Annotated in this window: 18 protein-coding genes; 13 read left to right on the forward strand and 5 right to left on the reverse strand. The window is 34.6% G+C overall.

Translation table 11 applies throughout. From position 1 onward, the window contains the following. Window positions 1-19: 19 nt before the first annotated feature. The 4 genes from IEV35_RS17600 to IEV35_RS17615 all read left to right on the forward strand — a co-directional run bounded on the left by IEV35_RS17600 (window position 20) and on the right by IEV35_RS17615 (window position 3,428). Window positions 20-388 (forward strand): hypothetical protein, encoded by a 369-nt coding sequence (locus tag IEV35_RS17600; RefSeq protein WP_188385967.1) that lies wholly within the window; start codon window positions 20-22, stop codon window positions 386-388. Next, the gene (gene yidC, locus IEV35_RS17605; RefSeq protein WP_188385968.1) at window positions 340-1,134 is read left to right on the forward strand and encodes a membrane protein insertase YidC; all 795 of its coding nucleotides are present in this window, start codon (window positions 340-342) and stop codon (window positions 1,132-1,134) included. Before IEV35_RS17600 ends, yidC begins: the two co-directional genes overlap by 49 nt. Before the next feature lie 402 nt (window positions 1,135-1,536). Further along, the gene (locus tag IEV35_RS17610; protein WP_188385969.1) at window positions 1,537-2,412 is read left to right on the forward strand and encodes a DMT family transporter; all 876 of its coding nucleotides are present in this window, start codon (window positions 1,537-1,539) and stop codon (window positions 2,410-2,412) included. A gap of 14 nt (window positions 2,413-2,426) precedes the next feature. Continuing rightward, window positions 2,427-3,428 (forward strand): serine hydrolase domain-containing protein, encoded by a 1,002-nt coding sequence (locus IEV35_RS17615; protein ID WP_188385970.1) that lies wholly within the window; start codon window positions 2,427-2,429, stop codon window positions 3,426-3,428. A 19-nt stretch (window positions 3,429-3,447) separates the two neighbouring features. Here the strand turns inward: IEV35_RS17615 and IEV35_RS17620 are convergent, their stop codons facing one another. Continuing rightward, complete coding sequence (locus IEV35_RS17620) at window positions 3,448-3,933, reverse strand: NUDIX hydrolase (protein WP_188385971.1); 486 nt, start codon at window positions 3,931-3,933, stop codon at window positions 3,448-3,450. A gap of 124 nt (window positions 3,934-4,057) precedes the next feature. Here IEV35_RS17620 and IEV35_RS17625 point away from each other — a divergent pair, with 124 nt between their 5' ends. The 3 genes from IEV35_RS17625 to IEV35_RS17635 are packed head-to-tail and all read left to right on the forward strand — an operon-like array spanning window position 4,058 to window position 5,500. Continuing rightward, entirely contained in the window at window positions 4,058-4,471 is a 414-nt protein-coding gene (locus tag IEV35_RS17625) for an NUDIX hydrolase (protein ID WP_188385972.1), read from the forward strand. Window positions 4,472-4,490: 19 nt separating this feature from the next. Then, the gene (locus IEV35_RS17630) at window positions 4,491-4,850 is read left to right on the forward strand and encodes a cupin domain-containing protein (RefSeq protein ID WP_188385973.1); all 360 of its coding nucleotides are present in this window, start codon (window positions 4,491-4,493) and stop codon (window positions 4,848-4,850) included. Between the two features lie 29 nt (window positions 4,851-4,879). Further along, window positions 4,880-5,500: a class I SAM-dependent methyltransferase gene (locus IEV35_RS17635; RefSeq protein ID WP_188385974.1), complete on the forward strand. Its 621-nt coding sequence runs from the start codon at window positions 4,880-4,882 to the stop codon at window positions 5,498-5,500. Between the two features lie 68 nt (window positions 5,501-5,568). Here the strand turns inward: IEV35_RS17635 and IEV35_RS17640 are convergent, their stop codons facing one another. After that, the gene (locus IEV35_RS17640; protein ID WP_188385975.1) at window positions 5,569-6,867 is read right to left on the reverse strand and encodes a glutamate-1-semialdehyde 2,1-aminomutase; all 1,299 of its coding nucleotides are present in this window, start codon (window positions 6,865-6,867) and stop codon (window positions 5,569-5,571) included. Window positions 6,868-7,000: 133 nt separating this feature from the next. Here IEV35_RS17640 and IEV35_RS17645 point away from each other — a divergent pair, with 133 nt between their 5' ends. The 6 genes from IEV35_RS17645 (at window position 7,001) to perR (ending at window position 11,064) form a co-directional block, all read left to right on the forward strand. Next, a complete protein-coding gene (locus IEV35_RS17645; protein ID WP_188385976.1) occupies window positions 7,001-7,453 on the forward strand; it encodes a potassium channel family protein in 453 nt (150 codons plus the stop codon). 57 nt (window positions 7,454-7,510) lie between these two features. Further along, a complete protein-coding gene (gene bcp, locus IEV35_RS17650; RefSeq protein WP_188385977.1) occupies window positions 7,511-7,981 on the forward strand; it encodes a thioredoxin-dependent thiol peroxidase in 471 nt (156 codons plus the stop codon). A gap of 191 nt (window positions 7,982-8,172) precedes the next feature. Further along, window positions 8,173-8,829, forward strand: a complete 657-nt coding sequence (locus tag IEV35_RS17655) for a sugar transferase (RefSeq protein WP_188385978.1) — start codon at window positions 8,173-8,175, stop codon at window positions 8,827-8,829. 136 nt (window positions 8,830-8,965) lie between these two features. Beyond that, the gene (locus IEV35_RS17660) at window positions 8,966-9,916 is read left to right on the forward strand and encodes a D-2-hydroxyacid dehydrogenase (protein WP_188385979.1); all 951 of its coding nucleotides are present in this window, start codon (window positions 8,966-8,968) and stop codon (window positions 9,914-9,916) included. 1 nt (window position 9,917) lies between these two features. After that, a complete protein-coding gene (locus tag IEV35_RS17665; protein WP_188385980.1) occupies window positions 9,918-10,475 on the forward strand; it encodes a cob(I)yrinic acid a,c-diamide adenosyltransferase in 558 nt (185 codons plus the stop codon). Between the two features lie 160 nt (window positions 10,476-10,635). After that, the gene (gene perR, locus IEV35_RS17670; protein WP_188385981.1) at window positions 10,636-11,064 is read left to right on the forward strand and encodes a peroxide-responsive transcriptional repressor PerR; all 429 of its coding nucleotides are present in this window, start codon (window positions 10,636-10,638) and stop codon (window positions 11,062-11,064) included. 52 nt (window positions 11,065-11,116) lie between these two features. Here perR and pabB read toward each other — a convergent pair whose 3' ends face one another. From pabB to IEV35_RS17685, 3 genes are all read right to left on the reverse strand, one after another. Next, the gene (pabB, locus tag IEV35_RS17675; RefSeq protein WP_188385982.1) at window positions 11,117-12,823 is read right to left on the reverse strand and encodes an aminodeoxychorismate synthase component I; all 1,707 of its coding nucleotides are present in this window, start codon (window positions 12,821-12,823) and stop codon (window positions 11,117-11,119) included. Between the two features lie 3 nt (window positions 12,824-12,826). After that, window positions 12,827-13,396, reverse strand: a complete 570-nt coding sequence (locus IEV35_RS17680) for an anthranilate synthase component II (RefSeq protein WP_188385983.1) — start codon at window positions 13,394-13,396, stop codon at window positions 12,827-12,829. 124 nt (window positions 13,397-13,520) lie between these two features. Beyond that, window positions 13,521-13,901, reverse strand: a complete 381-nt coding sequence (locus IEV35_RS17685) for a YgzB family protein (RefSeq protein ID WP_188385984.1) — start codon at window positions 13,899-13,901, stop codon at window positions 13,521-13,523. Window positions 13,902-14,466: the final 565 nt, after the last annotated feature.

A 14,466-nucleotide genomic window follows, 5' to 3' on the forward strand; every position in this document is an offset into this window, starting at 1 on the left:
GAAGAGGAGGTGAATACAGTTGTTGCTGGATTTAATATTTGAATTACTAAGTGATTTTTCACCGATGTATATTTATTTAAGTACGATACTATCCGTTTTCTATGTCATTCGATTGTTACCAAATCAATATACAATCTACTCAAGAAACCAATTGGCCTTATCTGATTTACAAGTTCAAAATTATTCTGAACCAAATGCTGATCAGGTCATTGAAATGATTGAAAAGAGAAATTGGTTAGCAATTATTACGAAGCGAATTGAAGTTCCGGATGATGATGATGATGAACATGTTTCATTCTTGACTTTATTTAAACTAATAAAGAATCAAGGAGGAACAACATGTTCAAACAATCTGTATTCACTTTCTTACGGAAAACAAGTTTATTAGGAATCATAAGTATTTTAATATTACTAACTGGATGTTCTAGCGCTGATTCTGGTTCTTCATCCGGTTGGTTTCAGACTATTTTCGTAGAGAGCTTTTCTTCATTAATAAAAACAATTGCTGTCTTCTTTAATGATAATTATGGGCTTTCTATCATTATAATTACGATAATTATTCGTATTGTAATTATGCCATTCATGATTAAACAAACGAAAAATAACTTGTTAGTCCAAGATAAAATGAAAGAATTAAAGCCAGAAATGGATGCCATTCAGGATAAGTATAAAGGGAAGAATAATCCCGAAGCTCAACAGAAATTGCAACAAGAATTACTAAGTCTTTATCAGAAGCATAATTTCAATCCATTAGCTTCTTTTAGTGGATGTTTACCGATGCTCATCCAGTTTCCATTCTTAATAGGTTTCTTTTATGCAATTAGACAAACACCGGAAATAGCTACCCATTCTTTCTTATGGTTTAATCTTGGGGAAACTGATTTGTTGCTTGTTGCGATTGCTGTAGCCGTATACTTTATCCAGTATAAGGTTTCTCAAATTGGACTAGATCCTAAGATGAAAAAGCAAATGGCTTTAATTGGTTTATTATCACCAATTATGATTGGTGTCATTTCCATTAATACGCTAGCTGCGTTGCCGCTATATTGGACAGTTGGCGGATTGATCATGATTATACAGACATTAATTTCTAAAAAAATATATTTAAGTCATAAAAAGAAAACTGATAAGTAATTTATGTTGTAGCCATGTTGGAGGAAATTTCCGGCATGGCTTTTTTGTATCAATATTCAAGTGGTCATACATCAATTTATCAGTGGTACGAGTTCGAAATGATAAATGGGGGGCAGCCAAACATCATTTCACTAGTGTTACGAGTTTGAAATGATAAAAGGGAGTCCGTCAAACATTATTTCACCAATGACTCGAGTCCGAAATGACTAATAAGTGCGTGCCATACATCATTTCCGCACTGGTTCGCCCCCAAATGACATATGGTCCCGACGAGTAATCTCCAAAATACACCCGAACTTCCTAATTACTTTCCAAATTACCATGCTATATTATCAAATAACTATTATAATGAAATGTATATTTATAGAGTTAGACATATAGACAAAGACAGGAGAAACAAAGATGAAACAGTATCTAGGTGATGGTTTATTGCTAATTACTGCGATTGTATGGGGGAGTGGATTTGTTGTTACTGCAATCGCATTGGAATATTTAACTGCTTATCAAGTGATGGCAGGGAGATTTGTTTTAGCTACAATTATATTAATTCTTCTATTTGGAAGGAAATTTAGAAAGTTTACGAAGTCAGTAGTTTGGAAAGGTGCTATATTGGGTGCAATCTTGTATACTGGATTTGCTTTGCAAACGGTTGGATTAGAATATACAACGCCATCTAAAAATGCCTTTCTTACAGCAGTTAATGTTGTTATTGTACCGGTAATTGCTTATTTTATTTATAAGAGAAAGATAGATCGATTTGAAGTGTGGGGGTCTATTATTGCCATAATGGGGATTGGCTTTCTTTCATTAGAAGGAACGATGACAATTAATATAGGTGACTTGCTTTCTCTAGCCTGTGCAGTGGCTTTTGCATTCGATATTTTTTATACGAATCACTTTGTAAAGAAGGAGGATGCAATCGCCCTTACGATTATGCAATTTATTACAGCATCATTTCTCGGTTTGGTTATGATTAGTATACGTGGGGAAATACCAACAACAATGGAGACGGAAGCGATTTACTCCATCATCTATTTAGCTGTCTTCTCTACAGCCATTGCATATCTATGTCAAAATATTGCTTTCCGATATACAACTGCAACGAAAGGGGCAATTATCCTTTCGTTAGAATCCTTCTTTGGAATGGTCTTATCGGTACTTATTCTCCATGAGATATTAACAGGTAGAATGATAGTAGGAGCTATATTAATTATGGCAGCAATTCTCATTGCAGAACTAAAGCCGTCTTTTCAAAAGAAACAATTGAGGAATTCATGAGAGGGGGATAAGGCATGACAGCTTTTAAAGAACTTACAGCTTATACAGAAAAAGTAAAAAATGAAATTCATGCATCAGGTTCCGCTTTAGTCATTATGAAGAATAATCAGATTGTACATGAATGGTATTCAGGTAGACATCATTTCGAAAGTGGTGCAAAAGCAATAAATGAATTTTCTCGGTTTAATGTTTATTCAGTACGAGTTACATATGTAAGTCTTGCGATAGCCATTGCTATATACGAAGGGGATATTGGTTTAGAAGATAAACTAAGTACATATCTAACCGAATATGATAGTGAAATTCTTGGCAATACAACTATAAGACATTTATTAACACGTAGTACAGGGTTAAAGTTTAGTAAGACAGAAGTTAAACAAGTTTTTGATGTTGGTACAAATCTGGAAGGGAAAAGACCGGAGATTCTAGCAAAGATTTTATTCCAAGCAACTGGTAAAACATTAAATGAAATCTTGTCAAAGCATGTGTTTCAACCTTTAGAATGGAAGAGTACTGGCTGGGTTACGGAAGGAAATGCAAATTTAGTAGGGAATATTAATTCCAAAGAAGGTTATCCAACATTACGATTAGGTTCGAATATAGGCGATGATCGTAACTTATATGTAAGTGCTAGAGAGTTAGCATATTGGGGTAACTTACATCTTCAAAAAGGGTTCATTGATGGAAAACAAATCCTACCAATGGAAGTTTTTGATTTTGCTACAACGATTCAAAGTCCGAACTCATTTCCTAAACATCTTCCGAAATTCGGTTTTTTATGGTGGATAAAAGATGGTGATGTTTCAGTCGATTATAATGAATTAGGAGCAGATTTACCAGAGGGTTCCTATCAAATACTTGGTGCATCAGGATGTTCTTGTACGGTTATTCCGAAATATAATACGGTAGCAGTAAGAATGTATAATCGAGTAAATGCCTCGGAATCGGGTTTTGATTACGTAAGAGATATTCAAACATTTGATAATTTAATAGTTTCAAGCATAAAAAAGCTCTAACGAAATGATAGAGCTTTTTTTACTTTTTTAACGCATAATCCAGTATTTCATCGTAAAGCTCATTCCAATGTGTATAATATTCCTCTACTTTATTAGGATTGATAAAGATTCTTTCACTAGATTCATAATTAGCTTTAAAATGATGGATTTGATCAATGTCCATACGATAGAATAATTGATACCCAACTTTAGGATAGGGACTACTTGGATCCCAGTTTACATTTTCGGAATGATCTACAATTATTTTTCCTAACAGAGTAATAGTTCCAGTTACATAACCTTCCTCATATGCTTCACGATGGATACATTGTTCCGGACTTTCGCCCTCTTCAATATGTCCACCTGGAAAATCCCAACCTCTATTGTCTAATTTAACTAATAGTAATTTATTATCTTGAAAACAAAATCCATGAACACTCGTAATTAGATCTCTTGGTGGAAGGTCATTGCCAGCACTCCAAGTTAATTTGACCAACGAATCTTCCCATTTTACATATTTAATCATCGATTCTTCTCCTACTTCATATATCTTGTTACTATTAACTCTATACTAACATTATTAATTATATTTTTAAAATTGTGTTAGTATTAAGAAAGAAAAGAACATGAATTTAACGAGGGGGAGAAACATGATACCACCAAAACATATAATTTCTGCAGCAACCATAGTAATAAATGAACAGAATGAAATTTTACTAATAAAAGGTCCACGTCGAGGATGGGAGATGCCAGGTGGTCAAGTCGAAGAAGGAGAATCACTGAAAGAAGCTGCGATAAGAGAAACGAAAGAAGAATCCGGAATTGATGTTGAAATTATAAAGTTCTGTGGAATCTTTCAAAATGTTAGCCGTTCTATCAGTAATACTCTATTTCTAGCTAAACCAATTGGAGGCGAACCAACGACAAGTGCTGAAAGTTTAGAAGTAGGCTTTTTTCCAATTAAAGAAGCATTAGATATGATAGAACTTGATAATTTCAGGCAACGAATTGAATATTGTTTAGATGAGAGTAAGCATCCTTTCTTAGTAGAGTTTAATTTATAAATTTCATTAGGAGGAAAATATGGAGTTTTATAGATTTGATAAAGATAATGGGAAGAAGATTACTCATTTTAATTCTGACTTTATTATGTCACGTATTATTCAAACAAACTCAAAAGCAAACATTGGCTGTATGCACTTAGGTGAATCTGGAATCGTTGGATATCATCAGGCAGTAGTACCTCAATTATTATTAGTTGTTGATGGGGAAGGGTATGTGCGTAATGAGGAAGATACATACCATTATGTGAAATCTGGAGATGCTGTCTTTTGGCAAAAGGATGAGTGGCATGAAACAAAAACAGTTGAAGGTATGTTAGTGATTGTCATTGAAAGTGAAGAACTAGATCCAAGTTTGTTTATGAAGTTAGCTAATATATAAAAAGTTCATTTTGGGGAAGGGAGAAGCAATTGAAGCAAAATCTTGAAAATAATATTATTGAAGCTTATAACAAGAAAGCGAAAGAAAGAGATTCAATTATAGTTCAAGATTGGAAGGTTAAAGAGCGAGACACTTTTTTAACATACTTAAAAAGCATTAATGCACAGAACATATTAGAAATTGGCGCAGGACCAGGTAAGGACAGTCTTTATTTTAAAGAACAAGGCTTAAGTCCTGTAAGTACGGACATATCACCGGAAATGGTAGAACTATGTAAGAAAAAGGGGTTAGATGCAAAGGTAATGGACTTTAAGCATCTTACCTTTCCTGATCACCATTTTGATGCTGTTTGGGCAATGAATTGTCTATTACATGTTCCTAAGAATGAGATAGGGTTAGTACTAACAGAAATAAAACGTGTATTAAAGCCGACTGGATTATTTTACATGGGAGTATATGGTGGAGAAGATTTTGAAGGGATATGGGAAGATGATTTTTACACACCGAAGCGGTTCTTTTCCTTTTATGAAGATGAAGCGATAAAGGATTTAGTATCAAAGTATTTTACAATCAAATCTTTTAATATAGTCCCTAAGGAAATAGTTAAGGGAAATTATCATTTCCAGTCGATTATATTGCAAAATGATTGAGTTGTGAGCATATAAAAAGTAAATGGTCGCAAAGGGATCTCCCTTATGCGACCAGGCAACTTATATTTTTATTTAGAGCTCATTTCCATAAAAGCATTTCCAACTGCTTCAATTGTTTGATCAATATCAGTCTCTGTATGCTCAGTTGTTATAAACCAAGCTTCATATTTAGACGGTGCTAGATTAATTCCTTGCTTTAACATTAATTTAAAGAATTTAGCAAATGCCTCGCCGTCAGAGTCTTCTGCACCTGCATAGTCAAATACTTCTTCCGTAGTTCCAAAGTAGATCGTTAATGCTCCGCGCAAGCGGTTAATAGATAATGGAATTCCATGTTCCTTAGCCTTGTCTTCAATGCCTTTTTCTAGTCTTGCCCCAAGTTCATCTAGCTTTTCATAAACGCCATCTTGTTTTAATACTTCTAAGCATGCAATTCCTGAAGCCATAGAAGCGGGATTTCCTGCCATTGTTCCTGCTTGGTAGGCTGGACCTAATGGAGCGACTTGTTCCATAATATCTTTTCTTCCACCATAAGCTCCTATCGGCAGGCCTCCACCAATAATTTTACCCATTGCAGTCATATCTGGTTCAATTCCATATACTTGTTGTGCACTACCATAGGTGAAGCGGAAGGCGGTAATCACTTCATCATAAATGACAAGTGCTCCTACTTCATGTGTTAAGTCGTTAACAGCTTGAAGGAAGCCTTCTTTCGGTTCAACGATTCCAAAATTACCGACGATTGGTTCCACTAATACACATGCTAGTTGATCGCCCCATTTATCTAGTGCATGCTTGTATGCATCAATATCATTAAATGGAACAGTAATCACATCTTGTGCTACAGACTTGGGAATCCCAGCTGAATCTGGAGTTCCAAGTGTAGAAGGACCTGATCCTGCTTGTACAAGAACTGCATCGAAATGTCCATGATAACTTCCTGCAAATTTAATAACTTTTGTTCGTCCAGTATACGCTCTAGCAACACGGATTGTTGTCATCACAGCTTCTGTACCAGAGTTTGTGAAGCGTACTTTTTCTAAAGATGGGATTGCTTCTTTTAGCATTTTTGCAAATCTATTTTCTAATGGTGTAGGAGTACCATATAACACCCCATTATCGGCAGCTTTTTTAATGGCTTCTGCAATATGTGGATGAGCATGCCCAGTAATAATTGGACCGTATGCTGCTAAATAATCAATATATTTATTTCCGTCGACATCCCAAAAATATGCTCCTTTTGCTCGCTCCATATAAACTGGGGCACCACCGCCAACTGCTTTATAGGCACGTGATGGTGAGTTAACACCACCAACAATATGCTGCTGAGCTTCTTCATGAAGTGCTTCAGATGTTTTGAAATTCATTATAATACCTCCATTATAAAATCCATATAGATACCGTTACCTATTTTAGCGTAGAGAACATGGAAAAGAAAATGACAAGCCTTCCGGTAATATTGCATAAGCTATAATAATGACCATTGAAAAGGGAGATAGTATGAGCATAATACCATGGCTATTAGTTATTGTAGTAAGTTATGTTATCGCAAAAAGTATATATGGATTCGTATTAGGAGAGAAGACAATACTAGGAATAAAAATGCAAGAAAGAAGATTTTCAGTGGAGATGTTTTATTCATTAATTATTACGTATACGATTGTTATTCTTGGATTTGGAATCATTTATTTTATTCTTTCCTTTGAAGGTATTTATTTAGTGGAGGGTGGAGAATTACGGCAAGTCAATGTTGTTGGGTCGATGATACATTCATTCTATTTTAGTGGTGTAACGATGTTAACTATCGGTTATGGAGACATCACTCCTATAGGGATAGGCAGATTAATAGCACTTATTGAAGCTCTAATCGGGTATGTACTTCCAACTGCATTTGTCATTCATCTTGTACACCAAGAACGAACACAAGGAAGTCAGGATAAGTCACATGATTAGAAACGAATGATTAGGAGTGTTATAGTAATTGTATAAGAAATGTTTGGAGGTATTATGATGACATTAGAAATTGGAAATGCTGCACCAACTTTTACTCTACCTAATCAAGATGGGGAAAATGTAAGTTTAGAAGATTTTAGAGGGAAACATGTTGTACTATATTTTTATCCAAAAGATATGACACCAGGCTGCACAACAGAGGCTTGTGATTTTCGTGACAATCATGAAAGCTTTGCAGAATTAAATGCAGTTATTATTGGGGTGAGTCCAGACCCAGTCGAAAGTCATCAGAAGTTTATTAATAAGCATGAACTTCCATTCTTATTATTAGCAGACGAATCTCATGAAGTAGCGGAAGCATATGATGTTTGGAAATTGAAAAAGAACTTTGGTAAAGAATATATGGGCATTGAACGCTCAACATTTATTATCGACAAAGAAGGAAACCTACAAAAAGAATACCGTAAAGTAAAAGTGGACGGACATGTAGAAGACGCATTAACCTTCATTCGAGAAAACTTAGAATAATAATTTACTTTAATAAGAGTACAAGAACTTAAGGAGTTCTTGTACTTTTTTGATTGGACTTATTTACCAGGTTCTATCCTCAAAAAGAACTATCTAGTATTACTATTATATTAATTAGTTATAAACATTCTCGGCCTCGAATAATATGAAGTAGTCAAGTATGAATATGTTAAGAGGGGTTTGAGAATAGGATGCTAGAGTCAGTTAAAGGAAAAACGAATTATTTTCATATTAATCTTTTTTTCTTATTTAAGAGAACAATAGATATAGTAGTAAGTACGATTTTATTAATCATGCTCTTTCCACTTTTCCTCTTTATATGTATAAAAATTGCAAAAAAAGAAGGCAGACCTATCTTTAAGAAAGAGCTTCAGGTTGGTAAGAACAATAAACCTTTTATCATGTGGTCATTTCGAACAATGACACTTGGTTCAAGAGTTATTCGCCAGTTACCTCCTTATCCTTTCCCGAAGTCATGGGAAAAAGGGGTACCTGATTATTTTAAGATTTCAAGAGATCATACTGTCACGCTAACTGATACTGGAGTATGGCTGAGTAAATACCGTCTAGATAAAATACCTCGCTTAATTAATGTAATACGTGGAGATATGAGTTTAGTAGGTCCCAGTCCGGAACGACCAGAGATTGCCAATTACTATAATAGGCAGCAAGAGAAACGTTTGAAAGTGAGACCCGGTTTAACCGGATATGCACAAATAAAAGGGGCTACTAATGAGAAGCACGGGCAGAAGATTGCTTATGATTTATACTATATAGAGAATTGCACATTTAAGTTGGATTGGAAAATCTTAGCCAAGGCAGTAAAGAATGTGTTCAAAAAGAAATAATAATTGATTGCCAGACTCGTAAGTAGAGTACTGGCAATTTGTTTTTTATACGATTTAGTTTTTATATTTGTTCAATCTATATTGAGTGTATATGATGGAAGTAGGCAAGAATTTTTTGAAGGGGGATGTATGAATATTGGTTATATTATTCACAGCTAAGCTAAGTGAAAAGCATAAGGAGAAATTAGTAGCGTTGTATTCTGAGGTGGAGTTTATTTTTGCAAATGATATACAGGAAGCGGAAAAACACTTGGATAAAGCAGAAGTGGTTGTTACTTATGGGGCAGATTTAGATGAAGAAAAATTAAGTAGAGCAACAAATCTCAAGTGGATCATGGTATTATCTGCAGGGGTGGATCAATTACCACTGAAACAAATTGAAGAACGAGGAATAGTTGTAACTAATTCAAGTGGTATTCATAAAGTGCAGATGGCAGAGTATACTATTTCTATGTTATTACAGGTGTATCGACAAGAGCAAACATTTTTTGAAAGTCAAAAAAACCATCACTGGAATAACTCAGTCAAAATTAAAGAAATTAGTGAGCAGACAATGCTTGTACTTGGTACTGGTGCAATTGGTGAGGAGATTGCTAGACTTGGAAAAGCTTTTCGTATGAAAACAATTGGGATCTCCCGCAGTGGTAACAAGGTAGATTATTTTGATGAAGTACATAAATTAGACAAGCTAATGGAAGTATTACCACAAGCTGATTTTGTCGTCTCTGTTTTACCTGGAACAAAGGAGACACAGTATCTATTAAATAAAGAACATTTTAAACAAATGAGAAATAGTGCAGTGTTTGTAAATATAGGAAGAGGAAATCTTGTAAAAAGCGAAGATATCCTTTATGCAATTCAGCAGGAAGAAATTGCCCATGTTATTCTAGATGTATTTGAACAAGAACCACTTCCAGAAGATCATCCTTTCTGGAATGAACCTAACATTACGATGACACCGCATATTTCTGGAAATTCACCAAAATATATGACACGTGCATTGGCAATCTTTGAAGAAAACCTGAATAAGTATATGAACGGCGATACTAATTATATTAATACAATTGATCCTTCAAGGGGGTATTAACTTGAGAATCTATACTAGATCTGGAGATAAAGGATTAACTTCTCTCGTCTATGGGAAAAGAGTACCGAAGAATGATTTACGGGTAGAGGCGTACGGAACTTGTGATGAAGCAAACTCAATGATCGGTCTAGCCACTAGTTTTCTTGAAAAGGAAACATGGGATAAAAAGGAAAAATTACTTGAACAACTGCATCGTATTCAGACGATTCTTTTCCATGTGGGTGCTGAGCTTGCAACCCCACCAGAAAAAGAAGTAATGTGGAAACTAAAGAAAGAACATATTGACGAACTGGAAAGTCAAATAGATGAGTGGGATAAAGAACTAACTCCACTGAAGCAATTCATTCTTCCCTCTGGTCATCAAGCATCCAGTGCACTCCATGTAGCGCGAACAGTCACTCGACGTGCAGAACGGATTGCTGTCGGATTAGTTGAAGAATTACAAAATCCACTCGTAGTTTCATACTTAAATCGATTATCCGATTATCTCTTTGTGACAGCAAGGTATGTGAATCAAGCTTTGGGTGGAACAGAATTACCATTGAAGGCGGATGTTTAATTCGTGAGACTTCCTTGAAATTTAAGAAGAAGTGATATTCTTTTTATTACCGATATATACTTATATTGACAAGAATCCGCAGATAAGCGTACACTATTTATAAAGATTATAAAATAATAATAGTGTAAGAAAGAATTTTTATGAAAGCGAGGTGCATGACGTGGCTGAAAGAAGACTACAAAAAGCGATTGATACATTAAAAGAATCAGGTGTACGAATTACACCACAGCGTCATGCGGTGCTTGACTATTTAATGAACTCACCTATACATCCAACAGCAGACGATATATATAAAGCACTAGAAGGAAAGTTTCCTAATATGAGTGTAGCAACTGTATATAATAATTTACGGGTACTACGGGAAAATGGGTTAGTCCGTGAATTAACCTATGGTGATGCATCCAGCCGTTTCGAGTGTAGTTTTACGGAACATTATCATATCATCTGTGAGGATTGCGGGAAAATTGTAGACTTCCACTATCCTTCCTTAGATGAAGTAGAATCACTCGCTGAAAAGATTACTGGATTTGACGTAAGTCACCATCGAATGGAAGTATATGGTACGTGTAGTGACTGTAAGCAAAAATAGTCAGAACGATATTAACTAGAAAGCCCTGTTACAAATTGTAACAGGGCTTATTTTATACCATTTGAACTTCTATCCATTCTTTAACACTGTTAATAAACCAAATTTTATCCAACTCAAAAAGATCATTTACATGTATTATTCTTTCCGATACTTTGCCTTCATCAATAAGAGATTCTCTAAAGGTACCTGGTAATAGACCACAAGAGATTGGAGGAGTATAAAGACTTCCATCCTTTTCAATAATGATATTTCCACGTGTGAATTCTGTCACTTCTTTTTGTTCATTCCAAAGTAAAACATCAAATACTTCAGGAAAATCACTTTTAGCATTTTCATAGACCGTTCGATTAGTTGTTTTATGATATAAGAAGATATCTTCTTTATTTATCGGTTGTTTTGCTAAGGAAACTAGCTGTTTGTGAAGAACTGGTGTTTCTCGAGTAATCTCAATGGAAGTCTCACCTTTATCATTGAGTAAGATACGAACTTTCCACCTACCTGTTGGATGTTGGTTTGCTAGTTTTGTTAACTCCAATACAATATCTTCATGAAATGCAAAGTGAAAATAGGCAGCAGAATTCTTTAGTCTATTTAGATGATAATCTAGTACAATATATTGTCCGTCAACTAAACCAATCGTTTCTAATAGTTGGAACTCACTTTTGTTCCTGGAAAGCACTTTTGTTTTCGTGAGAACTTCCTCATATTCTTCACTAGAATCGGAATCCCAAGTAATACCTCCACCAACACCATAAGTTGCATTACCATCACGATCAATAATAGCCGTCCGAATAGGGACATTAAATATTGCTTCTTTTTGTGGCGTGATATAACCTATTGCACCGCAATAAACATCGCGGGGTGTTGATTCTAAATCATTAATAATATTCATCGTACTAATTTTAGGTGCGCCAGTAATCGAACCGCATGGAAATAATGCCTTGAATATATTAACGATCGTTATGTTACTTTCTAATTCAGCTGTAATGGTCGAAGTCATTTGGTGAACAGTTGGATACTTTTCTATAGAGAATAATGCGGGCACATTAACTGTACCTGGTCTGGCGATTCTACCAAGGTCATTTCGTAATAAGTCAACAATCATCACATTCTCTGCACGATTCTTTTCCGAATGGTACAACCAGTCTGCAAGTTGGTCATCTTTTTCTTCCGTTTCCCCGCGACCAACTGTCCCTTTCATTGGTTTCACTGTAATATGATTATCTTTTAAATGAAAAAACAGTTCAGGGGAAGCGGATAATATCTTGTAGTCTCCTATATCTAGATAGGCACTATAATTGGCAACTTGTGAGTTTGCTAAATGTTGATAATATCCCAAGGGATCTCCGTGAAATTTAGCTTCCATTCGAATTGTATAATTTACTTGATATGTTTCTCCTTGCTGAATATGATTTCTTATTTCTTGTATAGCATCTTTGTATTCCTTGATCGTTGTATTTGGATCCCATGGTGAAGTATAGAAACTGTTAGTTCTTTCAGGGAAATTATTTGTTCGTTCCGAAAAAATACCAAACCAGAGTAGCGGCATCTTATAATTGGAGTGAATTTTCATTGTCTCTTCAAAAGCTGGTGCAGCCTCATACGAAAGAAAACCAGCAGCATAATATCCGTTATCAATTGCTTCCTCAACCCGTAACATAGCTGGTATTACTTCATCAACCGTATGAGCAACAATTATTTCAACTGGATTTTCGAATGTAGTTGGATTTTTTAAAAAGTCAAAATGGAGATAGACCAAAGCTCATTCTCCTTTCGAGAAAAAGTTATGTAATAATTCATGTCCACACTTTGATAGTATTGATTCAGGATGCCCTTGAATACCTTCTATTGGGTAAGTTTTATGTCTTAGTGCGGCAATATCACCATTATTAATAACGGCACTAACTTCCAAGCAATCTGGAAAATCATTTTTATCAACCATGAGAGAATGGTATCTAGTAATTTGCAATGGATTGGGCAAGCCGACAAACATACCTTTACTGTCATGGGTAATCAATGAGACTTTTCCATGGGTTGGCTGTTCTGCCTTTATTATTTTACCTCCGAATGCTTGAGCGATTATTTGGTGACCGAGACAAACACCTAGTATGGGATACTCTTTATGTAATTGTTTAACAACATCCAAACAAATTCCTGCAGAATCTGGATTCCCAGGTCCAGGGGATAGAAGTATGTGTGTTGGATTTAAGGATTGGATTTCTTCTATCGTTATTTCATTATTCCTTTTAACGACTACTGTTCTATTTAATTCGTATATGTATTGAACGAGGTTGTATGTAAATGAATCATAATTATCGATCAGGAGAATCATATAATTCCTCATTTCAGGTTAATTTAAAATCAATCATCTTCTATATATATGAAATAAAAATAGAATGCTAGACCTAGAAAAAACATCTACCAATAGGTAGATGTTAATTCATGAGGCTGCTCTGTTATTTTTTCTTTTCTTCACGCTTATATTTTCTAGAATTGTATTTTTCATCGAATTCCTTACCTTCTAAGTCCTTATCCATCGTAAGTGGTTGCTTACAGTGCATACATGCATCAACTCGTCCCAACATCTTAGTCGGTTTCTCGCATGATGGACAAATAATTGGTATAGCCTTTGTCGAAAGCATCCCAATCCAAAAATAAACGACCGTACTAAAAACAATAGCAAGAATACCTAAGATAAAGAAAATAACCATTGCCCATTCTGTCTTCTTAAATAATAACCCTATGTACATTAATCCGATTCCAAGAAAGACAAGAATTAAAGCAAATGAACGGATTTTATTTATTTTACTTGAGTACATTAATTGTGGTTCAGACATATACTGTTCCTCCTTATATAATACATGAACAGTATAGCATAATATAAGATGACAATAGAATTGTTTTCTGTCTTAATGGACAAAGTATAATATATAGTTGTACTTGGAATTTCAATAGTTAATAGGAATGTTTAATCCTTATCATACTTACTTTATTAACGACATATAAAAAAATGAACATATTCTATTGACATTGTTATATAGCCATGGTAAAGTAATATCTGTTGCTTAAATGAGTTGATTCATTTAACGACACTTAATAAAAAATATATCAAAAAAGTTGTTGACATAACATCTGATAACATGGTATATTAATCAAGTCGCTAATTTAACCGACCGATAACAAATGAAAAACAAACGAAAAAAGTTTTTTAAAAAAGTTATTGACATCGTATAGCCGACATGATATTATATAAAAGCTGTCACAAAAACAGCATTTAAGATTTTGCTCCTTGAAAACTGAACAAAACAACCAGTATGTAAGAAAAAACATACCCTGTTTTTTCTATTAAATAAATCTAAAGCTAGCGTGCTTTAGTAGCTAAGAATGTAATTGACTCGTTCA

The sequence above is a fragment of the Ornithinibacillus halotolerans genome (assembly GCF_014637405.1).
In the GTDB taxonomy this organism is placed as follows: Bacteria; Bacillota; Bacilli; order Bacillales; family Amphibacillaceae; genus Ornithinibacillus; species Ornithinibacillus halotolerans.